Annotated in this window: 30 protein-coding genes, 1 tRNA gene and 2 pseudogenes; 14 read left to right on the top strand and 19 right to left on the bottom strand. The window is 70.4% G+C overall.

The genetic code is table 11. The features are described 5' to 3' along the window. From ACNTMW_RS15510 to ACNTMW_RS15490, 5 genes are all read right to left on the bottom strand, one after another. Entirely contained in the window at window positions 1–801 is an 801-nt protein-coding gene (locus ACNTMW_RS15510) for a GntR family transcriptional regulator (RefSeq protein ID WP_426634267.1), read from the bottom strand. A gap of 805 nt (window positions 802–1606) precedes the next feature. Then, window positions 1607–2074, bottom strand: coding sequence for an NUDIX hydrolase (locus ACNTMW_RS15505; protein ID WP_426634266.1), 468 nt, complete (start codon window positions 2072–2074; stop codon window positions 1607–1609). 2 nt (window positions 2075–2076) lie between these two features. Beyond that, on the bottom strand, window positions 2077–2910 hold the full coding sequence (locus ACNTMW_RS15500; RefSeq protein ID WP_426634451.1) for a hypothetical protein: 834 nt from the start codon (window positions 2908–2910) through the stop codon (window positions 2077–2079). A gap of 66 nt (window positions 2911–2976) precedes the next feature. Further along, window positions 2977–3282, bottom strand: a complete 306-nt coding sequence (locus ACNTMW_RS15495) for a VOC family protein (protein ID WP_426634265.1) — start codon at window positions 3280–3282, stop codon at window positions 2977–2979. A 416-nt stretch (window positions 3283–3698) separates the two neighbouring features. Further along, on the bottom strand, window positions 3699–3914 hold the full coding sequence (locus ACNTMW_RS15490; protein ID WP_426634264.1) for a winged helix-turn-helix domain-containing protein: 216 nt from the start codon (window positions 3912–3914) through the stop codon (window positions 3699–3701). Window positions 3915–4160: 246 nt separating this feature from the next. Here ACNTMW_RS15490 and ACNTMW_RS15485 point away from each other — a divergent pair, with 246 nt between their 5' ends. From ACNTMW_RS15485 to ACNTMW_RS15455, 7 genes and pseudogenes are all read left to right on the top strand, one after another. Then, on the top strand, window positions 4161–4376 hold the full coding sequence (locus tag ACNTMW_RS15485; protein WP_426634263.1) for a hypothetical protein: 216 nt from the start codon (window positions 4161–4163) through the stop codon (window positions 4374–4376). Then, the gene (locus ACNTMW_RS15480) at window positions 4373–4717 is read left to right on the top strand and encodes a hypothetical protein (protein ID WP_426634262.1); all 345 of its coding nucleotides are present in this window, start codon (window positions 4373–4375) and stop codon (window positions 4715–4717) included. The genes ACNTMW_RS15485 and ACNTMW_RS15480 overlap by 4 nt, the downstream gene beginning before the upstream one ends. Window positions 4718–5192: 475 nt before the next feature. Continuing rightward, window positions 5193–5423: a type II toxin-antitoxin system Phd/YefM family antitoxin gene (locus ACNTMW_RS15475; protein ID WP_426634261.1), complete on the top strand. Its 231-nt coding sequence runs from the start codon at window positions 5193–5195 to the stop codon at window positions 5421–5423. Between the two features lie 4 nt (window positions 5424–5427). After that, window positions 5428–5667 carry a type II toxin-antitoxin system RelE family toxin gene (locus tag ACNTMW_RS15470; protein ID WP_426634260.1) on the top strand — a complete coding sequence of 80 codons (240 nt, stop codon included), beginning with the start codon at window positions 5428–5430 and terminating at the stop codon, window positions 5665–5667. Between the two features lie 161 nt (window positions 5668–5828). Continuing rightward, a complete protein-coding gene (locus tag ACNTMW_RS15465; protein WP_426634259.1) occupies window positions 5829–7106 on the top strand; it encodes a tetratricopeptide repeat protein in 1278 nt (425 codons plus the stop codon). Window positions 7107–8163: 1057 nt separating this feature from the next. Further along, window positions 8164–9546, top strand: a complete 1383-nt coding sequence (locus ACNTMW_RS15460) for a replication initiator (protein ID WP_426634258.1) — start codon at window positions 8164–8166, stop codon at window positions 9544–9546. 48 nt (window positions 9547–9594) lie between these two features. Further along, window positions 9595–9746: pseudogene (locus tag ACNTMW_RS15455) on the top strand (site-specific integrase); the annotation flags it as partial. A gap of 73 nt (window positions 9747–9819) precedes the next feature. Here ACNTMW_RS15455 and ACNTMW_RS15450 read toward each other — a convergent pair. The 6 genes from ACNTMW_RS15450 to ACNTMW_RS15425 form a co-directional block, all read right to left on the bottom strand. Continuing rightward, a tRNA-Ala gene (locus ACNTMW_RS15450) sits at window positions 9820–9896 on the bottom strand. Between the two features lie 150 nt (window positions 9897–10046). Beyond that, window positions 10047–10883, bottom strand: coding sequence for a divisome protein SepX/GlpR (sepX, locus tag ACNTMW_RS15445; protein ID WP_426634256.1), 837 nt, complete (start codon window positions 10881–10883; stop codon window positions 10047–10049). A gap of 177 nt (window positions 10884–11060) precedes the next feature. Then, window positions 11061–11687 carry a GNAT family N-acetyltransferase gene (locus tag ACNTMW_RS15440; RefSeq protein WP_426634254.1) on the bottom strand — a complete coding sequence of 209 codons (627 nt, stop codon included), beginning with the start codon at window positions 11685–11687 and terminating at the stop codon, window positions 11061–11063. Further along, entirely contained in the window at window positions 11687–12982 is a 1296-nt protein-coding gene (locus ACNTMW_RS15435; RefSeq protein ID WP_426634450.1) for a molybdopterin molybdotransferase MoeA, read from the bottom strand. The genes ACNTMW_RS15440 and ACNTMW_RS15435 overlap by 1 nt, the downstream gene beginning before the upstream one ends. A gap of 69 nt (window positions 12983–13051) precedes the next feature. After that, window positions 13052–13984 (bottom strand): UTP--glucose-1-phosphate uridylyltransferase, encoded by a 933-nt coding sequence (locus ACNTMW_RS15430; RefSeq protein WP_426634449.1) that lies wholly within the window; start codon window positions 13982–13984, stop codon window positions 13052–13054. Window positions 13985–14047: 63 nt separating this feature from the next. Then, entirely contained in the window at window positions 14048–16291 is a 2244-nt protein-coding gene (locus ACNTMW_RS15425) for a GGDEF domain-containing protein (protein WP_426634253.1), read from the bottom strand. 110 nt (window positions 16292–16401) lie between these two features. Between ACNTMW_RS15425 and ACNTMW_RS15420 the strand changes: the two genes are divergently transcribed. Both ACNTMW_RS15420 and ACNTMW_RS15415 read left to right on the top strand, forming a co-directional pair. After that, complete coding sequence (locus ACNTMW_RS15420; RefSeq protein WP_426634252.1) at window positions 16402–16977, top strand: 5-formyltetrahydrofolate cyclo-ligase; 576 nt, start codon at window positions 16402–16404, stop codon at window positions 16975–16977. Further along, a complete protein-coding gene (locus ACNTMW_RS15415) occupies window positions 16974–17354 on the top strand; it encodes an FmdB family zinc ribbon protein (protein ID WP_426634250.1) in 381 nt (126 codons plus the stop codon). The genes ACNTMW_RS15420 and ACNTMW_RS15415 overlap by 4 nt, the downstream gene beginning before the upstream one ends. 188 nt (window positions 17355–17542) lie before the next feature. Here the strand turns inward: ACNTMW_RS15415 and ACNTMW_RS15410 are convergent, their stop codons facing one another. Then, entirely contained in the window at window positions 17543–17731 is a 189-nt protein-coding gene (locus ACNTMW_RS15410) for a hypothetical protein (RefSeq protein WP_426634248.1), read from the bottom strand. A 94-nt stretch (window positions 17732–17825) separates the two neighbouring features. Here ACNTMW_RS15410 and ACNTMW_RS15405 point away from each other — a divergent pair, with 94 nt between their 5' ends. The 4 genes from ACNTMW_RS15405 (at window position 17826) to ACNTMW_RS15390 (ending at window position 19901) form a co-directional block, all read left to right on the top strand. Continuing rightward, complete coding sequence (locus tag ACNTMW_RS15405; protein WP_426634247.1) at window positions 17826–17981, top strand: hypothetical protein; 156 nt, start codon at window positions 17826–17828, stop codon at window positions 17979–17981. Between the two features lie 27 nt (window positions 17982–18008). Continuing rightward, window positions 18009–18434, top strand: coding sequence for a translation initiation factor 2 (locus ACNTMW_RS15400; protein ID WP_426634246.1), 426 nt, complete (start codon window positions 18009–18011; stop codon window positions 18432–18434). A 172-nt stretch (window positions 18435–18606) separates the two neighbouring features. Further along, on the top strand, window positions 18607–19032 hold the full coding sequence (locus ACNTMW_RS15395; protein WP_426634245.1) for a Fur family transcriptional regulator: 426 nt from the start codon (window positions 18607–18609) through the stop codon (window positions 19030–19032). 20 nt (window positions 19033–19052) lie between these two features. Beyond that, window positions 19053–19901, top strand: coding sequence for an oxygenase MpaB family protein (locus tag ACNTMW_RS15390; RefSeq protein WP_426634244.1), 849 nt, complete (start codon window positions 19053–19055; stop codon window positions 19899–19901). 77 nt (window positions 19902–19978) lie between these two features. Here the strand turns inward: ACNTMW_RS15390 and ACNTMW_RS15385 are convergent. After that, window positions 19979–20872 (bottom strand): annotated as a pseudogene (locus tag ACNTMW_RS15385) (RecB family exonuclease); the annotation flags it as partial. Window positions 20873–21000: 128 nt separating this feature from the next. On the opposite strand from ACNTMW_RS15385, the gene ACNTMW_RS15380 reads away from it, so the two are divergent. After that, window positions 21001–21246 carry a hypothetical protein gene (locus ACNTMW_RS15380; RefSeq protein WP_426634243.1) on the top strand — a complete coding sequence of 82 codons (246 nt, stop codon included), beginning with the start codon at window positions 21001–21003 and terminating at the stop codon, window positions 21244–21246. A 70-nt stretch (window positions 21247–21316) separates the two neighbouring features. On the opposite strand, the gene ACNTMW_RS15375 is transcribed toward ACNTMW_RS15380, so the two are convergent. The 6 genes from ACNTMW_RS15375 to ACNTMW_RS15350 all read right to left on the bottom strand — a co-directional run bounded on the left by ACNTMW_RS15375 (window position 21317) and on the right by ACNTMW_RS15350 (window position 25623). Next, on the bottom strand, window positions 21317–21928 hold the full coding sequence (locus ACNTMW_RS15375; RefSeq protein WP_426634242.1) for a MarC family protein: 612 nt from the start codon (window positions 21926–21928) through the stop codon (window positions 21317–21319). Next, window positions 21925–22773, bottom strand: a complete 849-nt coding sequence (locus tag ACNTMW_RS15370) for a PHP domain-containing protein (protein WP_426634241.1) — start codon at window positions 22771–22773, stop codon at window positions 21925–21927. The genes ACNTMW_RS15375 and ACNTMW_RS15370 overlap by 4 nt, the downstream gene beginning before the upstream one ends. Window positions 22774–22813: 40 nt before the next feature. Continuing rightward, complete coding sequence (locus tag ACNTMW_RS15365) at window positions 22814–23986, bottom strand: hypothetical protein (protein WP_426634240.1); 1173 nt, start codon at window positions 23984–23986, stop codon at window positions 22814–22816. Beyond that, on the bottom strand, window positions 23983–24540 hold the full coding sequence (locus ACNTMW_RS15360) for a SigE family RNA polymerase sigma factor (RefSeq protein ID WP_426634239.1): 558 nt from the start codon (window positions 24538–24540) through the stop codon (window positions 23983–23985). The genes ACNTMW_RS15365 and ACNTMW_RS15360 overlap by 4 nt, the downstream gene beginning before the upstream one ends. A 112-nt stretch (window positions 24541–24652) precedes the next feature. After that, window positions 24653–25462 (bottom strand): PH domain-containing protein, encoded by an 810-nt coding sequence (locus ACNTMW_RS15355; protein WP_426634238.1) that lies wholly within the window; start codon window positions 25460–25462, stop codon window positions 24653–24655. A 2-nt stretch (window positions 25463–25464) separates the two neighbouring features. Beyond that, window positions 25465–25623, bottom strand: a complete 159-nt coding sequence (locus ACNTMW_RS15350; RefSeq protein ID WP_426634237.1) for a hypothetical protein — start codon at window positions 25621–25623, stop codon at window positions 25465–25467. Window positions 25624–25654 lie beyond the last annotated feature (31 nt).

Genomic DNA, 25654 nt, shown 5'->3' with positions numbered 1-25654 from the left:
CTAGATGTCAGACAGTCCCTGGACGTCTTCAGCTTCCTGCATGACGTCGTACTCGTCGATGAGTTCGATGCGATCCGCGGCCCACACGGACTCCGACACCTCCAGTAGGGAGTCATCTGCTGCCCGAGCGACGTGGACGAGGTGCACGACACCGCTATTTGAGGAGATCTGCAACGCGTCGACCTCGGTCGGGCTGGGCATCCTCCACTGCCAGCGGTCGTACGCCTTGGCGTAGCGCTTCCCGCTCAGCTCCTCGACGCAAAGGAAGAGCGCTTGCGGCACGACGGTCGGCTCCTCCAGGTACGTGCCACCGCCGATGCTGACGGGGATGTAACTGGCCCCCAACTCCTGCGGCTTGCCTGTCTCCTTGTCGTAGAGGGTGCGTCGGCGGATGACCATCTCGGTACCTGGTTCGATCCCGGCGGCCTCGGCGATGTGGCCGGGTGCCGGTCCCCTGCCGGCGAAGGGAATCTCGTGCCGTAGGTGGGAGGTCAGGAGCTTGCGGTCGGTGCGCGCCCGGCCGTAGCGGTGTCGGGACCGTCGTTGCAGTCGACGGGTCTCGGTGACGAACGTGCCGACACCATGCTTGGCCTCGATGAGCCCTTCAGCGCGCAGTAGCTTGAGGGCATCGCGCAGAGTCGGCAGCGCCAGCCGAGGGAATTGCACGCGGAAGCGGTCGAGTAGTGCCGTTTCGGCAGGTAGGCGCTCGCCTGGCTTGAAGATGCCGCTCTTGATCTCTCGTCGCAGCTCATCGGCGATGCGCTGGTACTTCGGGGCCTTGGCGCCCAGGTCGCTGGTCATGATTCCTCCTGCCCCGGCACCAATCGGGTAAGCGCTTGGCTCCAGCAGCGTCCCGACGACGAACCCCTGCTCGCGCTGGTCACCGCATACCACGGCATCGGCGCCCCGATCGCGTTCCTGCCTCTGCCACCGGCCCTCACCCTCCTCGACGGGGTGTGGAACCTCGTGAACCAGGCCGGCGACGACAAGGACACCTGCTCGTGACTGCCCACCAACCGCTCCGACCGAACTGGAGCTGCGTCGGTTGCGGGTACCCGTGGCCCTGCCCGAGTCGGCGCCGGCAACTGCTCGCCGAGTACGCGCACGCCCCGGTATCCCTGTGGCTCGTCCTCGGTTCCGCCCTGGTCGACGCGACAGCAGACCTGCCCACCACGGAAGCCGGCGAACTTCGCAGTCGGTTCCTGGGCTGGCTTCCGGCTTCCCGGCCGCGAGCGGAAACCACGATCCCGCGCGCCGACGCATCACGGCGCCGCATCAGTCCGGAAGACCGACTCAGTGATCCCGATGCCACCGGTACCGGGTGACGTCCTCGGATGGTCCCTTCTCCCCGACTAGCCAACGGGTCGGGAGCCACACCCTCCAGGCGTATCAGGCTGCGCGGCTTCGCATCCCCTACGGGCGCTTGTCCCCGCCCCGCCGCGACCGACGCCAGATCGCCTTGCCCGCGGCAATCCCCATGCCGACCAGGACACCGGCCACCGCGGACAGCAGCACGACCTGCCAGGAACTCATGCCGGAAGCCTAGATCTCCAGTCCCGCAGTACATCCGTCAGCCCAGGAGAACCGACGCCCGAACACACCGTGGTCATGCGCCGGCCGGCGGTACGGACCCTTCGGCGAGAAGTCGGGTGCCGTCGTGGAGTCGCACGGCGACGTCCCGGGCGTCGAGCGCGTCGAGCGCGTCGAGTACCCGTACCGCGAAGACCTCCGGCATCCGGGCGTTCACCTCGTCGGCGGTCCACCAGTCGACATTGGCGCTCTCCTCGGTCGGCCCGGCACGGCCGCCGACGACGCGGGCCCGGAAGACGAGCGCGACGACTCCCAGTTTCAGGTTCTTGTAGACACCGGTGAGCCGGTCGGGCTCGACCTTCAGGCCGGTCTCCTCCTCGACCTCGCGGCGGACACCATCCTGGATCGACTCGTACAGTTCGAGGACGCCGCCGGGTACCTCCCACCTGCCGTTGTCACGGCGCTGTACGACGAGCACCCGACCGTCGTCGTCAGTCACGACCGCCGCGACGCTGACGGAGTGCCGACTGTCGGCGGACGTCATACTCACTCCCCGTCGAAGAGGCAGAGGGCTACCGTGGCGTCGTCGTGGCGCTTGGAGTGAGGCTTGTAGTACCCGGCGAGTTCGGCTCGCCGTACCTGGCGGGTCAGTTCCGCCGGACCCCGAACCGTGAGCACGTCGAGCAGCTGTGGCCAGTCCAACAGACCGAACCGCTCGACCACGCGGGAAGCGCCGTCGGTGAGCAGAGCTGCCCGACGTACCCGCCCAGGCCCGTGTAACGGCAGAATGCCGGTGACTGCCTCGTACGCGGCCCGCGGATCAGCCGCGGCGATCCAGTACCCACCGGGCCGGTTGGTGTACCGGTACTTGCCCGGCGTGTACAGAGCTGCCCCCTCCTCACCGCCGGCCACCTCCGCTCCGCCGGACACCGGGGCCGCCTCGCGGATCCGGGCGACCGTCCGCGCGAACCGTTCGTCGGCGATTACCTCGACCCCGCCCCCGCCGCGGTCCAGCACGAGCGGGCTGTCACCGAGCACGAGGTACTCCAGATCCTCACCGTTGACCCGGAGCAGGCACACCGTCGACGCCGGGGTACGCGGACACGCCAGGTCGCAACCGTCGCCATGGTCGCCACGTACCTCCTCGATCGCGGTCGCGAGCAGCCGCGCCAGGCTCGCGGTGGGCACGTCGGCCTGCGCCCGGACGAGGTGCGCGACCAACCGCCGGACGTACCAGGCGGGGCCGTGCCGACAGCCGCTTTCCAGCCCCGGGCTCTCGGTCACCCCGTCGAGCACACCGGCGAGGTCGCCGTACACGAACGCGTGGTCCTCGTTGACGGGGCGGCCGGGCGCCGCCACGGACACGATCCGGACTTCCATCACCGCGACACGCTAGCCGCGGAGTCGTCGTAACGCAGCGCTCACAGGTGACCGGCCCCGACCGGTTCAACACTCGGCGCGTCGGCTCAGGCGCCGGGTCGTAGGCTGCAGGCCGATCAATACGCCCGCCGGGTCGATGATGTAGCACGCGGATCCGACGCCGGGCACGGCGAAGGGTTCGACGACGACGTGGCCGCCGTGCTGGCGAACGAGCACCATGGCGCCCTCAAGGTCGTCCACCCGGACGACCGGCACGATACGGGGCTGTCCATCCCTCGACGCCAGGAGGCCGGTATCCACACCGGGACCGTCGCCGTGCGGCGCGACGAGGTAGTGCGGCACGGCGAACGGCCGCAGTTCCCGCCCGAACACCGCGGACGCGAGGCAGCAAGATCAGCTTGGCTGGGAGCGGCACCATGGCCGACGTCAAGATCACCAGTGCGTTCACCGCTGAGTAGCCCGGTTGCGCCCAGGGTCGATCAAGCCATCGAGGGCACGGACGCGAAAGGGGCCGTTTCCGATCACCGAAAACGACCCCTGACCTCTCTGGTGGAGCTGAGGGAATTTGAACCCCTGACCCCCTCGATGCGAACTACCGGCGTAGCGGTCAGATGCGGCGTCGTCCGAGGTCACGCGGCTTGTCGGGGTACGACGCGGCCGGATGGGGCCGGCACGGCTGCTGTACTTCGCTGCTGTACTCCGCGAACCGGCCCGATGTCAGCAAGGTGTTACATCCAAGCCGTGCGCCAGCGCAGGAGCACTCCTCGTGCGGTCGAAGGTCGCCCGCGTCAGTGCTTCTTCACGTACACCGCCACGCCGGCCTGGGTCTCGGTCAGCCCCTCGGCGCGCAGCAGCATCATCGCCTTGCCGATGACCGTGTCCGAGCACTGATACTCGCGCATCAGCTCGGCCCGGCTCGGTAGGCGGGATCCGGGCGGATACTCGCCGTTCTTGATCTTTCCCCGGAGGTCGTCGGCGACCTCTTCGTAGCGCTGTTTGGGCATGGTGACACTCCCCGGTTGGCGGGGATATTCGATCACTGTGCCACCTTCTCCCGCAACCGCTACCGATCGATGGTCTGTCCTCCTACTGGTTGACCTCCAACTGGTACCAATCGTAGGTTAGAAGCGACCGCCCCGGTTGGCGCCGGGTGGTCAACCGGTCCAGGGCGGGAATCCCTCCCAAGACTCCCTGCCCTGGACCCCCGGCAACCCCTCACCTATCCCCCGGCGCACCGGGAAGGCCTGGCAATGGACCAGCGCACAGACATCGAGCAGACGCTGCGCGAGCACTACCGCCGCGCGCTACGACGATGGCGCTGCCGCTGCGGGCGACTGTGGCCCTGCACCGCCTGGCAGCTCGCTGCCGAACAGCGCTTCGACCTCAACTGCCGCGCCCGGCTGAATGACGTCATTGCCCAGATGGGCAACGACAGTGCGCCACCAGTCATGAAGGACAACCGGTGACCGCTGACCCCGCACCCTTTGAACACGCGCTGTCGACGGTGCTCGAATACGACCTCAGGCTCGACGAAGACGACGGCAAGCCCACCCTGGCCGTCCGCGACGGCCAGACCGTGGTCGCCCGAATCTCCGGGTCCGACGACCACGACGAGACCTTGGCCGGCATCCGCAAGCTAGTCAACGGCCTATGGCTACTACAGACCGCCGTCGTCGGGCAGAAGTACCAGCAAGAGCACCAGGCTCACGGGGCGGCCGATGAGTCTGCGGCCGTCGACAGCGACGGTCAGCCGGAAGACCTGGGGGGCACCGGCCCAGATACATCGACCCAATCACAGCGGTCTTGAAATGAACGTCCGGCTTCCGCATAGGCGTCCGGGATCCCATCCCTAACCCGCACCGACCTGGTCATCGGCTGTGCCGTCGTTGCTGCCGTCATTGTCATATGTACGGCCATGTACGGCGTCCGACGGCGGTTCCCGGACCAGCCATGGACCAGATGCAGAGTCGTCTGAACCCGCATCCCTTCCAAGTGCAGACAGTGAGGTCGCCTGCGGATGGATGCGAGGTCAGGCGGCGGCTGGTGGTTCGAGGACTGACCCAGGTGCATGAAGCGCCGGCTAGGCCGACTCTAAGCGCGTCAGGTTCGCAACCCGACTGCTCCGTTGATCTCTCCGGCTAGCCCCATCAGTGGCGCTACGCTCTGCAGACCTGTACGGAAGGCCGTACATTTTTCTTGACAGTCCGTACGGAACGACGTACGGTTTCAGTGGTCGGGAGGCTTGCAGAGTCCCCGGACCAAGACCAGAAGAGGGAGCCCCCATGACCCACATGGCGCCGTTGACTGAAGTTAGGGACAACCTACGAGAAGTTGTAGACACCGTTGTCAGTACGGGCGCTGAGTACGTGATCACTCGCCATGGGAAGCCTGTAGCTGTGGTGTTGGCGTATGACGAGTACGAGTCACTGGTGGAGACGCTCAACATTCTGTCCGATGAGGACACCATGGCCGCCATCCGCGAGGGTGAGGCCGAACTAGCCGAGGACAAGTAGACAGATGGCAGTGCTGACCAAGCGGGCCGCGCGGGATCTGGAAGAGTTACCTGAGCCGCTCCAGGCGAAAGCTCGCAATATCATTGAGCGACTTGATGCAGAGCCCTCGCTAGGCAAGAAGCTACTTGGACCTCTGGCAGGTAAGCGCTCGGTGCGCTTAGGTCGCACGCATCGCATCATTTACGTCACTGAACCGACGATCACCGTCCTTACAATAAGCATGCGAAGGGATGCATACCGGTGACAGGTGAGGGGCTGTTTGCATCCACGGGAAAGGAACGAGAGTTATTCCTTGTCGCCCTACGCGCGTTCAGTGACGAGTGTGAGGCGCCCAAGCTAACGCCCTCTTGCCCATTCTACCAGATGACGTCGGCCGGACCATTCTGTGGAGAGCAGTGTCATGACATGTTGGCGGCACATCACCATCAGCTGCCAACTCGCGGCGTGATTGATTTTGGTGACGGTATATTGGCCATTCCTCGCGCGCGTCGGCCGCGCCGGGGCCCAGAACCTACGGCGCGGCCGTTTGACGCCGGCGAGATCCGCCTGCGAGACGGGGATCGCCCGACTGATAATCGGCACACCGTTTCGCTGATAAGTGAGTTAGCGGAGCATTTGCGGACGCCGCCCGAACTCGCTGACGATCGTGAAGAACGAGCGTACTTAATCAGGGCATCCATCGACGAACTAGAAAAGCGAGGTTTCGATCGCTCCGACCTGTTGGCCGGAGCGGCCAGGATCGTTGCCACTACGATGGTTTCAGCGATAGCGGCCTTGCTATTCCTTGAGGCGTCCGAGCAAGAGAGCGAGAAGGGCAAACTAAATCCCGCGTGGGATAAGATCCGGCACGCGTGGGCACCGCAAGAAGAGGGACAAGCCCCGTGGGGGACACTTGACCGTATTCTCGCTCCCGAACTCGTTCTAAAGTTAGTAGCCTGGAACCTTTCTCGAACCGCTGAACAGCTCATCGAGTGGCAAGCGCCGCCTATCGACTTTCTCAACGTACCCTTAAGGTCTGCGTCGCTGAGTAGCACGGAACGCGGAACCTGGCTGTTTGACCGTTTTACGAAGACGTATTTTGCGGAATGGTCGATATATTCTCTTGATCTTGAATGGGAGTATCTCCACAGCGCAACGCCGGGATGTGGAGATGCAAGCCAGATGTCACTTCGCAGAATAGACGTTAACGCACTTGCCAAGGAACTGGCAGACCGATCGGTGCAGCGTAGAAAAGGAGAGAAAGAGGAAGACTCCCGATCGATCGATCCCACAGACTTCATCCCAATTGCTGTCGATCATTTACGGGCCGGTCGATACGAAGCTGCTGTGGCATTGTTCGAGGGTGTTCATAAACTTCGCCCAACCGATCCAGTTGTGTTGAATAACCTTGGCTTTTGCCTGATTCCGGTTGACCCCGACCGGGCCATAACGGCACTGGAAGAATCGGCACGATTGGCGCCGAATCCGCGCGCTTTGACTTACGCTAACCTTGCCTTCGTTTACCTTCGTCACGGCGACATTGCCGAGGCCCAAGAGTCGGTGGCGAGGTGCCTTGCTCTTCCCGCTGAGCAAAACGTATGGCTATGGAAGATCAATAAGAGCGGCGCGCTCGAAATCAATAACGGAAATCAGACATCGCAATACGTGCGGACTCTACTTGGTGAGATAGCGGAATCGGACTAGGCCATCCCGTCCGCCGTCGACCCGCCCTTCGGGAGCGGGCCGCCGCCTGGGCCGCCACGTCAAGCGGACCTTGACGCGCGTACGGGCGCTGGCGGCCCGGGCGGTGGTCTGCTCGGCTCGCCCCGGTCGACGGTGGGCGGGATGGCTCAGCGCAACCACCCACCTACCGCGACGGCCGCACGGAGACCCGGCCATCCCGGGGCCGGAGCGCCCCCGCCGGAGGCAAGGAGCCCGACCACCGCGGCGCGTACCTCGCGTTACGGCGCGGCGTGGCTGCCACGCCGCGCGCCCAGCTCGCCGCCGGCCGGCTGCCGGCCCACCTACATCAGCAGCCCTCGGCGCTGTCCGTACTTCGGCGGCCCCGAGTGCTTCTCGCTATCCGCGCCAGTCGATGGGCGTCGGCCTGGTCGCCGCCGAGCGACAGCGGGAGCGGCGGCCAGGCGCCCGATCGGCGGCGCGTGCGGCCCGGTTCGGGCCGCCTTGATAGATGTACAGAAAGTCCTCCCAGATCGCGGCAGACGGGCCGTGACGCGGCAGGCGGTTGGCTACCCGACATTGCGAGCGACCACGATGGATTGACTCGTCGGAATCCGGTGCTACTCTGGCGACGTCGAGCACGCCAGCGCGGCCATCCCGCCGCACCGCTGGTCCCGACTTCGAGACGCCGAGCGGCCTTCCTGCCGCTGATGCGGGCCATACCCGCCGGTTCTCAATCGCGCCGGCCTGACGTGCCGGTCCCTGAATCCGCTGAGCGGCCCAGCACGGCCTTTGCCGTCGATGATGGTCCGGATTCGCCGACCCCGCTGGTGGAGGGGCCTGCGGCAACTCGCCGGATGCCGATGATCAGGCTCCTCCACCCCTGCCAGCCTCGCCATCAGGTTGACAGCACCTCGGACAACCAACCCCGTCAGCGGTAATGGCCAGCCAGCCATCCGCCTCCGGCGTGAGCCGCCCCTCTTCGGCGGTGCCAGGAGACACCACGAACGCCACCAGCGGATTGCGTGCCGCACGTGGTGGCCGATCGTCGTTCGTCCCTACACCACCGAGAGGAGAGGTCATGTCCGCCCCACTCACATCGCTCGACGTCTACCGACCTGGCGTCCCGGCCGGTCGTGATGTCCGGGCCCTGTACCGGGCCGCCACCACCCCGGACTACGTCGGCTGGCTGGAGCACACGAAGGCAGCCGGCGGCTGTACCCGGCCGGTCCGGCTCGCCGGTGCCCTCACCGTCGTCGAGGCGGCTACCGGTCGCGTGCTCCGGGAACAGCGCACCGACGAGCTGCCCGACGGCATCGTGTACAAGGCCTGTGGCAACCGCCGTGCGGCCCAGTGCCCGGACTGCGCCTGGGTCTACGCCAGCGACGCTTTCCACGTGGTCCGCTGTGGACTCGCCGGCGGCAAGGGCGTCCCCGCCTCGGTCGCCCGGCATCCGGTCGTCTTCGCGACCTTCACCGCTCCGTCGTTCGGTGCCGTGCACCGCCGGCACATCCCACGCCATACCTGCGCCGACCGGCGTCGCTGCAGCTGCCGCCCCGAGCCCTGCCACGCCCGCCGGTCCGTGTCCGCCTGTGGCCACGGGCAGTCCGCGGCCTGCTTCGCCCGGCACGAGGCTGACGATCCGCAGCTCGGGCAGCCGCTCTGCCTGGACTGCTACGACCACGATCACCAGGTCGTCTGGAACTACTTCTCCGGCGAGCTGTGGCGGCGTACCAAGCAGGCCGTTGAACGGTATCTGGCCGCGCTGTGCCGACGACGCCGCATCCCCGCGGTCCGGGTGACCAGCAATTCCGGCGCGGTACGGACCGTCCCGCCTATCCGGGTCTCGCACGGCAAGGTGGCCGAGCTGCAACGGCGGGGTGCAGTGCACTTCCACGTGCTGCTCCGGGTCGACGGCGTCGACCCACTCAACCGGGACGCCCTGGTGCCGCCACCGGCCGGTATCACCACCGATGACCTGGACGCCGCCGCCAACGCCGCCGCCCGGCAGATCGCCTTCACCACGCCGGCCCATCCTGACCGGCCGCAGGGCTGGGCGGTGGCCTGGGGTGAGCAGATCGACGTCCGGCGCATCGGCACCGTCGACGGCGACCTCACCGACTCCTCGGTGGCCGGCTACCTCGCCACGTACGCCACCAAGTCGACCGAGGTGACCGGCCACTGCTTACCCCGGCTCACCCGGGACACCGTCGACGACTACGCCGACCCGGAAGGCGGTCACCTGGCCCGGCTCATCGACGCCTGCTGGCGTCTCGGCCGGCCCGCTCAGTCCACGACAGCCCGGAACGCCGCAACGGCACGCGACCGTCAACGCGGCCTTGACAGCAGACCCAACCCGTACGCCGGGCTGCGCCGCTGGGCGCACATGCTCGGGTTCGGCGGCCACTTCCTGACCAAGGCCCGCCGGTACTCGGTCACCTTCGGGCTGCTGCGCCGAGGATGACGCCGAAGAGACCAGCACCGTCGGCGCACTCCCGTTCGCCGCCCCGGTCTCCTTGCTGATCTTGACGTGCACCCCGGGCCGCGACACAGATCCTCCGGCACGCCGACTTCACGGTCACGATGGAGATCCACACCCAGGTCTCGTACAGGCAGACCCGCGATGCCCTCAAGCGGCTCGGCGAGAGCCTGGACGGATCATGACCGCTGCTGTACTTCGCTGCTGTACGGACGCGAAAGGGGCCGTTTCCGATGATCGGAAACGGCCCCTGACCTCTGGTGGAGCTGAGGGGATTTGAACCCCTGACCCCCTCGATGCGAACGAGGTGCGCTACCAGTCTGCGCCACAGCCCCTTTCGATCCGCTACCTCGCGGTAGCTGACCGGCGACCACCATAACAGGTCGCGAGCACAGCCGGCGAATCGGATCGCCGCGACACTCCGAGATCTTGGAAATTCCGACCGCACCCGGCGGTACCAGAGTTACCAAGATCCACGAAACGTCTCACCAGTCCTGCCCGACAGCGCGGGCCTCGTACGGGCGGCCACGCACCGCCGACTGCGCGGCGATCCGCGCCGCCTCCCGGCGGGCCCGCTCGCGCTCCAGCAACTGCTCGCGCAGCAGCTCCCGCCGGGCCGCCGCGCGGCGGGCCTGCTCGCGGCGCACGGCGGCCTGCCGGGCCGCCACCCAGGCCGCGTAACGCACCTCCTCGCGGCGGCGCCGCTGCTCGACCGTCGCCCGGTTCCGCAGGTGCGCCACGTACGCGACCAGCAGCATCCCGGTGACGCCGGCGCTGATCCAGAAGCCGGGGCCGACGCAGACGACCCCGACCAGCTCGACGAGGTTCAGCAGGACCAGCGCGGCGAACACCCGGCGGCGGCGGTAGACCGCGCTCGGGTGCCGCAGCCGCTTGGGCGCCCGCTTGGGCCGGCCACCGGCCCGACCTCCGGCGCGCTCCCCGGCACCATCCGCGGGCCGGTCGGCGGCGCGCTCCACCCGGGTATCCGTGCTCTCCGGCGGGGCGCCTTCAACGGCCGGCTCGGCCGAGCCGCCCACGGCGACCCCGGCCCCGGCCACGGCGACCCCGGCCCCGCCCACGGCGACCCCGGCGGTCATCCGGGCCACCACGAAGCGGGGCGGGTTGACCGGCCGGCGTCCGGGCACGGTGCGGCGTCGGCGGTGCGCCTGGGCTCCGATGCGGGCCAGTACGCGAGCCGTCGACAACGCCCGCTCCGCCACCAGCCGCTCGGTGGCGTCGTACCGGCGAACGAGCGCCGGTGCGAACGCCAGCAGGCCCGCGGCGGCGAGGACGGCGAGGAGCACCGAGGTCGGCACCCTCACCCCTCCCGTCACACCTGTTTGGCAAAAACCTGTTTGGCTAAGAAAGAGCTACCGCGCAGCAACTCCGTGCAGCCGAGGTTACGGCCACCGATCGAGTATTTTCTGGCGCCACGCTGCGTAATAGGTACATGGACCAATTGGCACCTAACAGACGCCACAGGAAGTCCGAAAGGATGATCAGGCGGCGGCGCGCAGCCGATGCCAGCGGGCCAGCAGTCCACCTTCGGCAAGGACGTCCTCTGTGGTCACCGCGTATCCGATGTGGTCGCGCCATTCGCCGTCGATGTGCAGGTACCGCTCGTGGTACGCCTCCTGGCGGAAGCCGAGCTTCTCCACCACGCGCCGGCTCGGCCCGTTCTCCGGCCGGATGTTGACCTCGACGCGGTGCAGCCCGCCGACGGCGAAGGCATGGTCGACCACGAGGGCCAGCGCGGTCGGGATGACCCCCTGGCCGGCGGCCCGCGAGTCGACCCAGTATCCGGCGTACCCGGAGCAGAACGCCCGCCGCACGATGCTGCCGAGGGTCAGTTGCCCCACCAGGCGCTCCTCGCCGCCGGTGACCAGGCACACCGCGAACGGCATCGCGATGCCCTGGCGGGCGGACCGGCGCAGGTCGGAGTGGACCGACCGGAACGCCGCCGGCGAGTTCAGGTCGTACCAGGATCCGTACGGCGTGGGCTCCCAGGGCGCCAGCCACGCCTCGTTGGCCCGCCGCACCTCCGACCAGGCGCCGGCGTCGCGACGCCGGTACGGCCGCAGCAGGACCGGCCCGTCGCGCAGTACCGCCGGCCAGCCCGGCTGCATCACCGCCGCCGGTCCAGCAGCAGAACGTCCACGGTGGACCCGGCCGGGGCCGTCGTCACCTTCTCCCCCAGCACCATCAGTCCGTTCGCTTCCGCCAGACCGGACAATGTGTACGGTCCACCCGCGAGCGGCGCGACCGTGTACCCACCGCCGCGGCGCTCGGCCACGTACGCCGGGCGGAACTCGCGCAGGCCGACCGGCGACTTGATGGTCTCCAGCAGGTGTGCCCGGACGCTCGGCCGGAAGACCGGGTCGGCTCCGGCGAGGACCTGGATGACCGGCCGGGCGAGGACCTCGAAGCCGATCAGGGCCGCGCCGGTGTCACCGGGCAGGCAGACGATGGGTACCCCCTCCGCCCCGGCCATCGACGGCACGGCGCCGTAACCCAACGACGTACACGGATACACCGACACGTCGGTGAACAGTACCGACGGCCGCGGTCCCTCGCGCCGGGAGAGCACCCGCCGCACCATGTCGCCGGGTCCGGTGCCGGTGCCGCCGGTGGTGATGATGAGGTCGGCCCGCAGCGTCTGGTCCTCCAGCAGGCCGCGCAGCCCCTCCGGGTCGTCGTCGCAGATGCCCACCCGGTACGCGTGCGCGCCGGCCTCCGCGGCCGCCGCGGTCAGCGCGTGCGAGTTGGCGTCGACGAGCTGGCCGGGCTGGCTGGTGCGGCCGACGTCGACCAGCTCGTCGCCGGTCGCCACGATCACCACGCGGGGGCTGGGCCGCACCACCACGTGGCCGATGCCGCAGCTGGCCAGCAGCGCCACCAGCGCCGGGTTGACGTACGTGCCGGCGCGGGCGAGGACCGCGCCGGCCGGGATCTCGTCACCGGCCCGGCGCAGCCCGTACCCGCGCTTGGGCGGCGCCCCGTACACCTCGACCGCGGCCATGCCCTGGTCGGTGAGGTGTGCGGGGACCACCACGTCGGCGGCGGCCGGCAGCAGCGCGCCGGACCCGATCGAGAAACAGGTACCGGGGGTCAGCCGCACCGGCCGCCAGCTCGCCGCACCGAGGTCGCCGATCACGTTGAGGCGTACCGGCCGGCCCGGCGAGGCGTCGGCGACGTCCTCGAACCGCGCGGCGTACCCGTCGATGGCCGCGTGGTCGAAGGCCGGCAGCGGCCCGGGCGCGTGCACGTCCTCGGCGAGGACGTTCCCGTACGCCTGGGTGAGGTCGAGGTCGAGCGCCGGCAGCGGGCGCAGTCCCCGCAACACCCCGGCCAGGTACTCGGCGAGCGGGGTCAGCTCGGCGCCAGCCGGATGGACGGTCGGGTCGAAATCCGTGGGGACCATCTTCATACCGCTCGCCTCCTTTCCAATCTCGAACTCTCCTGCCGGCCATATCCCGAGGGTCTCGGGCGGCTATGACTCCGCGGAGCCTTCAGAATCATCAATTGCGTCCACGAACCCGCGCAGCCACGTCTTGAATGCCGGTCCGATATCCGCCCGCAGCGTCGCCAACTGGACAACCGCCTGCAGATATCCGAGTGGCTGCCCGGTGTCGTACCGGATGCCCCGGTAAATGACACCGTGCACCGGTGTCCCCTCGGCGAGCAGCAGTGCCATCGCGTCGGTGAGCTGGATCTCCCCGCCGCTGCCGGGCTCGGTCCGCTTGATCGCGTCGAAGATGGTGGGCGGAAGCACGTACCGACCGACCACGGCGAGATTGCTCGGGGCCGCCTCGGGTGTGGGCTTCTCCACCAGACCTGTGACTCGTACCACTTCGTGGCCCAGATCGGGCAGGCCGGGTTCGGCCGGCTCGATCGAGGCGATGCCGTACCGGCGCACCTCGTCGGGTTCGACCTCGATGAAGGCGAGCACGATCCCGCCGGTACGGGCCTGCAGGTCCAGCATCGCCGGCAGCAGCGGTGACGACTCGTCGACGAACTCGTCACCGAGCAGCACCGCGAACGGTTCGCCGGCGACATGGGACTCGCCACTGCCGACCGCGTGGCCCAGGCCCAGCGGCTCGTGCTGCCGGCAGGTGTAGATCTCGGCCAGCTCACTGGGGCGCTTGACCGCGGCGAGCCGCTCCTCGTCACCTTTCTCGATGAGCCGGGCCTCCAGGTCAGGCCGGCGGTCGAAGTGGTCCACCATCGAGGTCTTGCCCCGCCCGGTGATGAGCAGCACGTCGGTGATCCCGGCGTGGGCCGCCTCCTCGACGATGTACTCCAGGACCGGCCGGTCCACCACGGGCAGCAGTTCCTTGGGAACTGCCTTGGTGGCCGGTAAGAAACGGGTGGCGAGGCCGGCTGCCGGAATGACAGCCTTGACCGCGCGGCGGTGTTCCGAAATGGACGGCAACGGGTCGCCGATGGTTTCCGTGGTTGTACGCGCGCTCTCGACCATGTCCGGAGACTAACCGCCATGGCTGCGTCGCGGCGTCTGTGGCACGTTGGGCGCGCCGCCCGACGTGACGGCCACCGCATCCGCGTTGTCGGCCGTCCCGTCCGATCCGGTACCGCCCACGCGTGCGGCAATGGTGACCTCCGCGCGGGGCCGGGCCACCCGGAACGTATCCCTCCCACCCGATTTTGCCTGGTAGAGCGCGTCATCTGCCGCTTCGAGCACGGCCGCGCCGGTGGCGCCGTGGTCCGGGTAGACCGCGATCCCGATCGACACGGTCACCGGAATCCGCACCGCCTGCCCCGACCGGGCGGACCGGACGAACACCGGGGTGCGCCGGATCGCCGCGGCCAGCCGGTCGGCCACCACGACGCCGCCGGCGGCGTCGGTCTCGGGCAGGATCACCACGAACTCCTCGCCGCCCTGCCGGAACGCGAGGTCGACCTCGCGGATCTCGACGCGTACCCGGCGGGCGAACTCGGCGAGGACGGCGTCGCCGGCCGCGTGCCCGTACGTGTCGTTGACCTCCTTGAAGCGGTCGAGGTCCAGCGCGAGCACGGCGAGCCGGCGGCCGAAGCGGCTGGACCGCTCCACCTCGCGGCGCAGCGCGTCCGTGAGGTACCGGTAGTTGGACAGCCCGGTCAGCGGGTCGGTCAGCGACAGCCGCTGCGCCTCCTGGTGCACCCGGACGTTGTCCAGCGCGACCGCGGCCTGGCCGGCGAACGTCCGCAGCGTCACCAGGTCGGCGTCGTCGAACTCGTCGAAGCCGTGCCGGTCGTACAGCGCCAGCACCCCGCGCGACGGCGCCGGCGCGCCGAACTCCGGGGTCGCCTCGGCGGCGGCCGGGCTCAGGCCGCCGGTGGGGCCGGCGACGGGGCTCAGGCCGGGCGCGGTGAACGGCACCACCACGTACGTGCGGCAGCGCGGCTCGTTCGGGGCCGGCCGGGGGCCGTCGCGCTCGATCACGCCCCGGCGCGCCTCGCCGCTGGCGGCCACCGTGCCGAGCAGCCCCTCCCCCATCCGGATCCGCAGCTCCTCGGCCGTGAACGGGGCGCCGCCGGCGTCCTGGTCGGCCAGCCCTTCCGCGCACCGGCCGACCAGGATGCCGGTCGCCGGGTCGCTCAGCAGCAGCACGCCGGCGCGCGCACCGGTCGCCGACAGCGCGCTGGCCAGGATCACCTCGAGGATCCGGTCGACGTCGTGGGTGCTGGACAGGGTGTCGCCGAGCAGTCCGAGATGCCCGCGCAACTGGTCCCGGCTGGCCGTGAGCGCCTGCAGGTAGTCCTGCATCTCGCGGGCCATCCGGTTGAACGTGGCGCCCAGCCGGCCGACCTCGTCGCGGCTGCGGACCGGTACCCGCACGCTCAGGTCGCCGCCGGCCGCCCGTTCGACGGCGTGGGACAGTTCGGTCAGCGGCCGGGCCGTCGAGCGGGCCAGCCACCGCGCCGCCAGCACCGACAGCAGCGCGGTGCCGGCCACCACGGCAACGAGGACCGCGTACAGGCTGCGCGGCTGTTCGCGGGGTACCGACAGCGCGAGCGGCAGCGGCTGTCCCGGGCCCGGGTCGATCCGGCGGACCGCGCGGCCGCCGTCGGTGCGGGTGGCGGTGCCCGGCCGCAGCGCGTCGGCTGCCCGGATGACCTGGTCGAGGTCGGCGTCGCGCTCGGTGGTCCAGCGGCGGTCCGCGTGCCGCACCGTCACCGCCGCCCCGGCCGCGGTCGCGAGCCGGCGCACCAGTGTGCGGTCGACCGGCTCCACGGCGTACGCACGCCCGAGCGGCTTGCCGCCGGCGTCGACCACCTCGACGCTCGCGGCGACGGCGGCGAACTCCGCGGTACCGGAGCCGGCGGTGCCTGTGCAGTCCGCCCACGGCCGCCCCGGCAGCGTGCCGGCGGTGTAGACGACCGTGCCGGCCGGGTCGACCAACTGGACCGCACCGGCGAGCTGCCGGTCGACGACCCGCTGCGCGGCGGCGGGGTCGAGACTGCCGCCGAGGACGGCCGCCGCCTCCGCCGCGGTACGCAGTCGCTGGCAGAGCGAATTCACTGCGGTACGCAGCCCGGTGGCGGCCAGATCGAGCCGTTCGGCGGCGCGGCCATCACCGACGGCATTGACGGTCACCGCCACGAAACCGGCCCCGAGCAGCACAGGACCGAGGACGACCGCGAGAAACGCGGCCGTCAACCGCGTGCGCAGCGTCACTCGTCCTCCCGGCGTCAGCGGGGTCGTTTGGTCACGCTCGTGTGATGCTGTCATAACGTACGGCGTTCCACTGACTACCGCTGAGGTCCTTGGTGTCCGGTTTATCTAGTCTGTGCATCTTAGCCCGAAAAGATGACGTTACCGTGTGTGCCGCGCCGGGACGCGTGAAGCAGGAGATCCGCCCGGCGGTGCTCGCCGCGCGCGGGACACTGTCACCGCGGGCACGAGCGGACGCCGACGCCGCGATCCGGGCCACCCTCGCCACGGTGGTCGCCACGGTCGGACCCGACACCGTCTGCGCGTACCTGCCGATGGTCGGTGAACCGGGCGGCCACCTCCTGCCCGACCTGCCCGGGGCCGGTCGGGTGCTCCTGCCGGTCCTGCGCACCGACCTCGATCTCGACTGGGCCTCGTACCCCGCCCCCCTCGTCCCCGGCCGGTACGGGCTGTCCGAACCCGACGGCCCCCGCCTCGGCGTCGATGCGATCGCCGGGGCCGACCTGGTGGTGGCCCCGGCACTGGCGGTGTCGACCGACGGCGTCCGACTCGGCCGCGGCGGCGGCTCGTACGACCGGGCACTGGCCCGGGTGTCGCCGTCGGCCGTCGTGGTCGTCCCGCTCTACGACGGCGAACTCATGGAGTGGCTACCGGCCGAGCCGCACGACCGACCGGTGGACGCGGTGGTCACGCCCTCGGGCGTACGTCTGGTGGCTCACACTGGACGAAACCGGCCCCGATGACGCACCATTGGCACTCGAAGACCCCGAGTGCCAACATCCCGGAGGCTGCCGTGCCCACCTACCAGTACGCGTGCACCGCGTGCGGCCACCAGCTCGAAGCGGTTCAGTCGTTCAGCGACGAGCCGCTGACCGAGTGCCCCGAGTGCGCGGGCAAGCTGCGTAAGCAGTTCTCGGCGGTGGGCATCGTGTTCAAGGGCTCGGGCTTCTACCGCACCGACTCCCGCTCGAACTCGTCGTCGTCCTCGACGACCAGCTCCTCGAAGGCCAGCTCCGGAGGCGGCGAGACCTCGAAGCCGGCGGCCGAGAGCAAGCCCGCGGCGAGCCCATCGGATACCACGTCCAACAAGACCCCCGCCGGCTCGACCTCGGCGAGCTGACCCGGCACACGGGCTGACGCCGTACCCGGGCTGACCACTGACCCGGCACACGGGCTGACCCCGTACCCGGGCCGATCAACGCATGGAGCAACCCGGCCCCGGGCGGCGGGCGGCGGGCGGCGGCAGCCTCTACGAAACGACGGACGCCGGCCCGCGGGAACGGGTGGCGTCAACCTCGACGCGCGGCGTCAGCCCCAGTGCGGCGGCCGGTCGGCCAGCAGACGCTCGTCGTTGCTGCTGGCGCGCTCCCCCCAGCCGGCGTCGGTGTCGTCGCCGGTCTGGTCGGGCAGGATCACCAGGTCGTCGACGAAGGCCACCTCGCGGTGATCGTCGGCGGATTCGGGCCGGTAGTCGGGCTCTTCGGTTCTGCGAGACACACACGCAGCGTAGTCGCATGCGCCCAGATATGAGGGTTCCGTCCCCGGGCGGTGTGCCGCACACTGGTGCGGTCACCCATCGAAGGGAATCTCCATGGGTATCGAGGAGCAGCCCCCGAACATCGACGTGCCGGCCCCCTTCGGCACGAAGAGCGCCGCGCCGAGCCGGCCGCCGGCCCCGACCTGGGCCGACGAGTCCACCGTCGCGGTACCGCTGGCCGAACTGTTCGGCGACGACGCCGAGGAGTGAGCACCGGCGTCCGGTAGCGTCGGGCCCGTGAGCAGCCCGAGCGCCGACGACCGGTCCGGCCCGCAAAGCCCCGCCGAGCGGCCCGGCCCTTACGCCGGGCCCGGCCCGCAGACCAGCCCCGCCGGGCGGCCCGGACCCGGCGACGACGCGGATGCGCAGTGGCGACGCCCTGACACCGGGACCCCGTCACTGATACCGCCACCCGGCGCCGTACCCGCGCGCGAGCCGGTGGCGTACACCGGGCCGCCGCCGACCAACCGGCCGCCCGCCGGTTGGCGGCCACGTCTGGTCGTACAGGCGCCGCCGCCCAGAAGACTGCCGGCCCAGGACCCGCCCGCGATGGACGAGGCCGAGCAGCGGGCCCGTACGGTCACGCTCGGCGTCGCCCTGGTGGGCGGCGCCGTCATGATCGTCCTGATGCTGGTGCTGTGCGGCCGTGCGCTGTTCTTGTGACGACGTCCATGCCGTCGCCGACGGCCTCCACGTCTCTTCCGACCGCGTCCACGTCTCGTCTGACGGCGTCCACGTCTCGCCCGACGGCGTTAGCGGCATAACACCGACAAAATGGGCACGACTGTGACCAGGCTCCCTTGAGCAGCGGCATCCCGCGTGTTCTGATGGATGGATGTCCGGCGAAGAAGTGCTACGGTCCCGCGGTCTGCGGGTCACCCGGCAGCGCCTTGCCGTCCTCGAGGTCCTCGAGAACGACCACGGACACCTCGACGTGGAGCAGATCACGGCGAAGGTGCGCACCCGGCTGGACTCCATCTCGGTACAGGCCGTCTACGACGTACTGGCCGCCCTGTCCCGGGCCGGCCTGGCCCGGCGGATCGAGCCGGCCGGCGGTCCCGCCCGGTTCGAACGCCGCGTCGGCGACAACCACCACCACATCGTGTGCCGAGGCTGCCTCGCGATCGCCGACGTGGACTGCGCCGTCGGCTCCGCGCCCTGCCTGGACCCCTCCCAACTGCACGGGTACGAACTCGACGAGGCCGAGGTCACGTTCTGGGGCCTGTGCCCGCAGTGCCAGGCCCGGCGCGCCGACGACTGAGTTCGTGGCACGCTGGCCGCATGAGCACTGGTACGGCGGACGATCTGGGGCTGTTCGGCCCCGGCTCGGTGACCTGGCGGGTGCACGCGGAACCGATCCTCGCCCTGGGCGGCCTGCGGGCGCTGTACCTGCAGACCGTGCATCCGCGGGCGATGGCCGGCGTCGCGCAGAACTCCGGGTACCGGTCCGACCCGTGGGGTCGGCTGGAACGCACGGCGATCTACGTCGCCACGGTGGTGTACGGCACGACCGCCGAGGCACGGTACGCCGGTGACCGGCTGCGTGCGTTGCACGCACGCATGTCGGCGACCGATCCCGACACCGGAGAGCGGTTCCGCATCGACGAGCCGGACCTGCTCCGCTGGGTACACGTCACCGAGATCGACTCGTTCCTGACCATCGCCCGCCGGGCCGGCCTGGCGCTCACCGACGCCGAGGCCGACCGGTACGTCCACGAGCAGCGGCGGGCCGCCGAACTGGTCGGCCTGGCACCGGACGACGTGCCCGGCTCCGTCGGCGAGGTGGCCGACTACTACCGGGAGGTGCTCCCCCGGTTGCGGATGACCCGCGAGGCAGCGGAGAGCCTGCTGTTCCTGAGCGTGCCCCCGATGCCGTGGGGTCTCGGGTACACCCCGGCACGCGCCGGCTGGGCGGGGCTCGCCGCGCTCGCGGTCGGCCTGCTGCCGCCCTGGGCACGCACGCTGTACGGCCTGCCGAACCTGCCCGGCACCGACCTGACCGCGTCGCTGTCGACCCGCGCGCTGCGCCTCACCCTCCGGACCCTGCCCCGTCGCCTGTTCGAGGGGCCGATCTACAGGTCGGCGATGGCGCGGGCCGCACTGGCCGCCAACGCCGCCCCGGCCGCCTAGCCGCGCTGCTCCCCCGCCTGCTCCGGCCCCCGCTGTCCTCCTCCGCCGCCTCCGGCCAGTGCGGTGTCGCCCTCCGTCCCGGCGGCCGAGTGGCGCTCGATCGCGGCCCACGGCTCGCGCTCGGAGGCGCCGGCACCGGCCGGGCAGACCCGCCGGAAGTCGCACCAGGAGCAGATCGGCCCCGGCGTGGTGGGGAACGCCTCGTCCGGGTCGGCACCGGCCGCCACCGCCTCCTCCGCGGCGATCGCGTCCTGAGCGGTCTGCTCGGCCCGGCGCAGATGCCTGGCCAGGGACTCCTCGGTGTGCTCGTGTGCGGCCACGGTGCCGGTCGGCAGGTGGTGCAACTCGACCCGACGGCAACGGCGCCGGAACACCCGCTCCGCGGCGTACGCGTACAGGGCCAGCGCCCGCGAGCCGCGCGCGTCGTCGCTGTCGAGGTCGGCGCGCCCGGTCTTGTAGTCGACGATCACCAGCTCGTCGCCGACCTGGTCGATGCGGTCCACCCGCCCCGACAGCGCCAGCACCTCGGTCCGCGCGGCGACCACCCGCTCCACGCCGACCGGTTCGGCGTCGGGGTCCAGGCCCGCCACGTAGGCCTCCAGCCACCCCAGGGCGCGGTGGAACGCCTCCCGCTCCTGCTCCTCGTCGCGGTAGCCCTCGGTGACCCAGGTGGCGCGCAAGAGCCTTGGCAGAGCCACCGGGGTGCGCTCGGGCACGGGCAGCGCGTACCAGTTCTTCAGCGCCGTGTGCACGCTCGCGCCGAGGGAGTTGTGCGCCCAGGGCGGCCCGCGACGCGGCGCCGGCCGGTCGACGTAGGTGTACCGGTAGCGGCGGGGACAGTCCTCGTACGCCCCCAGCCGGCTCGGCGTACAGCTGAACAGCCGCTTGGGCGCGGCGAAGAGGCCCAGCTGACCGTCCGGCTCGACGGATGGGGCGGGGGCGGATGCGCGGGTCGGCCGCTGGTTGGGCACGTGACGATCCTGCCACCCGGGTGCGACACTTGTCCGACCGCCATCGTGGCGGTGCGGTTTGCGTCCGACGCGCCACGGTGGCGTGGCCAGCTTCCGCAGTGGCGGCACCGGGAGGTCCCATGGGGTTCATGCGATGGTTGCGCGGAGGTGACGAGGACAGTAGCGCCACGAGCATGGTCTCCGCGGGTCTTGCCGAGATCGACGGGCTGTTCCGGCCGTCGAAGCACAAGCAGACCGAGCACGTCGAGGAGCAGAAGCGACGCCGGATCGACGTCTCCCACGCCGGCGGCATCGACCTCGACCGGGGCGTGGCGGTGATCCGCCCGCAACGGTCCGCGCCGGCCACCACGCCTCCGGGCGACCACCCGGAATAAGCCGGGCGACCACCCGGAGCCGAAGGGGCTCAGCCGGAGCAGAAGCGGTCCGGCCCGCGCGGGTACGGGCTCAGTGCGTGTAGGCACGGATGAACGCGGCCGCCGCGTCCGCGATCAGCTGCACCGCGATCGCGGCGACCAGTAGGCCGGCGATCCGGGTGAGCACCTCGATGCCGCTGGGGCGCAGCACCCGCACGATGACGCCGGAGAACCGCAGCGCCAGCCAGACCAGCAGCAGCACGACCACCATCCCCAGCGCGATGGCGGCGTAGTCGCCGCCTTCGTGCGACCGCCGCACGAACAGCATCGTCGCCACGATCGCACCGGGGCCGGCCAGCAGCGGTGTACCCAGCGGCACGAGGGCGATGTTGGAGGTCGTCTGCTGGGAGGACGGGTCGTCGGCCTTGCCGGTCAGCAACTCCAGCGCGACCAGCAGAAGCAGCAGGCCACCGGCCCCTTGCAGGGCCGGCAGGTCGATGCCGAGGTATCGCAGGATCTGCTGCCCGGCGACCGCGAAGACCACGATGACGCCGCCGGCCAGCGCGACCGCCTGCCAGGCCGCCTGGTTACGCGCCCGCGCCGGCAACTTCCCCGTCATGGCGAGGAAGATGGGCACCATGCCGGGCGGGTCCATGATCACGAAGAGGGTGACCAGTACCTCGCCGAGCAATTTTGTGTTCATTGCACCGGATCGTACCCTTTTGCCGCCCCGATGATCCGCTCGTACACCTCCGGCGCGGTCGTACAGGCGCCCAGCGGCACGGTCTTGTTGGTGCCGTGGAAGTCACTGGACCCGGTCACCACGAGCCCGAGGTCGGCGGCGAGGGCCCGCACGTGCGCGCGCTCGGCGGGCGTATGGTCCTCGTGGTCGGCTTCCAGCCCGAACAGCCCCGCTGCCGCCATCTGCGCGATCGCCTCGTCCGGCACGACCAGCCCCCGCCGGCGCGCGTGCGGGTGGGCGAACACCGTCACCCCGCCCGCGTCGTGGACCAGCCGCAGCGCGTCGAACACGTCGATGTCGTGCTTGGGCAACCGGTACCGGGCCCCGAGCAGGTGGCTGCCGAACGCCTCGGAGACGCTGCCGGCCAGCCCGCGCCGGATGAGCGCCTGGGCCAGGTGCGGGCGGCCGACGGTACCGCCCGCGGCGTAGTGGACGATCTCGTCCCACGTCACGTCGATGCCGTCGGCGCGCATCAGGTCGACCATCCGCTGGGCGCGCCGCTCCCGGTCGGCCCGTACCGCGGCCAGCTCCGCGCTCAACGCGGGGTCCGTCGGGTCGAACAGGTAGGCGAGCAGGTGCAACGCGATCGTCTGGTCCGAGCCGTACCAGCGGCAGGACAGCTCCGCGCCGGGCACCAGGGTCAGGCCCTTCGGCAGCGCCTCCCGGGCGGCGTCCCAGCCTCTGGTCGTGTCGTGGTCGGTGATGGCGACGACGTCCAGCCCGGCGGCGGCCGCCGCGGTCATCAGCTCCGCCGGGCTCAGCGTGCCGTCACTGGCCGTGGAGTGGGTGTGCAGGTCAACTCGCATCAAGGTCGACGCTACGTCATGCGGCCGGTCGGCCTTCGGCTCACCCGCCGGCCCGCGCGACCACCAACCACCGTTCTGATGTGGACGGCACCGGCAGCTCCCGCGGGTGCCCGGGGTCGGCCACGTCGACCTCCAGCAGCCGGTTGTCCCCGGCGACGACGAAGGTGCCGGAGTCGACCCACACCGGCACCGCCGGCCACATCCCGTTGGTCGCCGGCACCCTGGCGACCAGGACACCGGTCGCGGCGTCCGCGATGCCGACCTCCTGCTCGACCAGGGCGAGGAACCGCCGCCCGTCCGGTGACACCGCGTGCCAGTCGACGCTCAGGTACGGCTGGCCGCACACCCGGTCGACGACGGTGAACCCGGCCGCCGGGTCGAGCCTGGCCGCACAGGTCTGACCGGTGCCGTTGTCCCTGGTCGCACCGACCACGTACCGGACGTCCGGCGTGGCGACGTAAACGCCGGTCACCGCGGGGTTGAACGTCGGCGTGTACGACTCGCTGGAGATGTCGAGCAGATCGAATCCCTGGTAGTCGAGTCCCGCCCGGTTGCCGATCACCAACCGCCCGCCGGCCCAGCCCACCAGTTCGGCACCGGTACGCCCCTGGGACCCGTCGGTGCCGGGCACCTGGAAGGACGCCTTGAGGGACGCCGTGCCGTTGCCGATCGTCTGCACGGTCACCGTGTTCCCCTGCTGGTACGCGATCGACCGCCCGTCGTCGGCGATCACGAAGTTCGTCGGCAGGGCGTCGATCAGCAGGGCCGCCTGCCCCTTGCCGCTGACCTGCCACAGCTGGTGGGTGGCCTTGGCGCCGCGTACCACCAGCCAGCCTTCGTCCGTCCGGACCGCGTCGTACACGTCGCCCGTGCCGGGCAGCCGGATCGGCGCGCCGCCCGCCGGGCGCAGCTCACCGCCCACCACCAGGTCCAGGCGGATCTGGTGGGAGGGGCGGGCCGAGCCGGTCGGTACCCCCGGGGCGGCCAGCCGGGCCCGCTGCTCCGACTGCCCGCCCGCCCGCCAACCGCCGAACCAGGCGCCGGAGAGCACCACCGCGACCGCGACGACGGCGGCCGCACCGGCGGTGATCCGGTGTCGCCGCCGCACGGCGCGACCCCGGGCGATGGCCGTACCGGCCCGGTCGCGGACAGGCGGCACCTCGGCCACCCGGCCGGAGAAGGTGGCGCGCAGCTCGTCCTCAAGCATGGTCACCGGAGTGTCCCCTCCATTCGCGGCGCGGCGCGCTCCGGGCCCGCCGCCGGTTCGATGCCCTGCTCGCCCATGCGCTTGCGGAGCGTGGCGAGGGCACGGGAGCACTGGCTCTTGACCGTGCCGACCGACACGCCGAGCAGCGTGGCGGTATCCACTTCGGAAAGATCTTCGTAGAAGCGCAGCACCAGCACGGCCCGCTGACGGGCCGGCAGTTCCTTCACCTGCGCCCACAGCGCGTCCCGTTCGAGCCGCGCGTCCAGGCCGTCCGGCTCCGCACGCTCCGGCAGCACCTCCGTGGGGCGCTCGCCGTGCCACCGGCGCCGCCACCAGCTGGTGGCGGTGGTGACCAGCACCCGGCGCGTGTACGGCTCGACCGCTTCGATGTGACCGAGCCGACGCCAGGCGAGATAGGTCTTGGTCAGGGCGACCTGGAGCAGGTCCTCCGCGGCACCCCAGTCCCCCGACAGCAGGTAAGCGGTGCGCAGAAGGGCCGTGGAGCGGGCCGCGACGAACTCGCGGAACTCCACGTCCAGGTCGCTGGCCGGTGGCGCCACGCCGACTCCTTCCTCCGATGTACCCACACAACGCGCTGGGGTACCGGAAAGGTTGTCAGCGGGAATGGACAGATTCGCATGCCGTGTCGGTGCCGGCCTGTCGGTCGGCCCGTCAGGTGCCGTCGTCCTCGCCGTACTCGCCCTCGGTGGCGCGGCCCAACCGGGCCTCCACCGCCTCCGGCTCGTACATCTCCTCGACGATGCGCAAGTACAGCTCATTGGGGTTGGGAAGGTTCGCGACCTTGCGCAGGGCCTGTTCCTGGCCGGCGGACTCCAGTTCGAAGCTGCCGTAGTTGAGGAGCCGGCCCAGGGGCGACTGCACGTACTTCATGTCGGTGACCCGCGTCAGGGGCATCATCGCCACGTTGCGGGTGACGATGCCACTGACGACCATGACCCGCTTGTTGGTGAGGATGAACCGGTCGAACCACCAGTCGCCGACGCGCCAGCCGAGCCAGACCATCACGAAGAGCCAGAGCAGGATGACGATGGTGACGCCGCTGGGGATGTTGTGCTTGGCCATGAACCCGGTCGCGTACCCCATGACGATCGTCACCACGAGGCCGATGGCGATCTCCTTACCGAGCTGGACCCAGTGGCGCTTCCACTCGCCACGGAACTTCTCGGTGGGGAACAGGTACCGCTGGACCACCCCGCTCGGCTCGTCCTCCAGCGGCATGACCCGTCGGGTGGTCAGCACCGGCGGAGCGACCGGCTCGCCCCGCAGGCCGGCCAACTCCTCCTCAGTGAGTGGGAGTGGCTCGTCGACGACGTAGTAGGCGCCGCCCGCCCCGACGCCACCGTATCCGCCGGCGCGCGCCTCCGCCGGCTCGTCCACCGGTGGCCGGGAGAACTGCTCGGTGTCCTGGTCTTGCCAGCGACGGGAGGGCTCGTCCCCGTCGGGCGGCTCCGGCGTCGTCATCGTCAGCTGACGAGCCTCGTGAAGAAGTCACCGAAGCCCGATCCGATGTCGACGATGCCGCTGCCGAGGGACTTCACCACCTGGGCGGCGGAAGCCGGGCGATAAGCAATGAAGAACACCAAGAATGCAACGGAAGCCCAGGTGAGGACCTTCTTGACCATCTCGGCCTTCCCTCCCCACGGCCTCGGTGTC

It is taken from the genome of Planosporangium spinosum (assembly GCF_049999945.1).
GTDB classification, from domain to species: Bacteria; Actinomycetota; Actinomycetes; order Mycobacteriales; family Micromonosporaceae; genus Planosporangium; species Planosporangium spinosum.
Note: the sequence above shows the minus strand (reverse complement) of the source record. Positions and strands in the feature narration are given on the sequence as shown.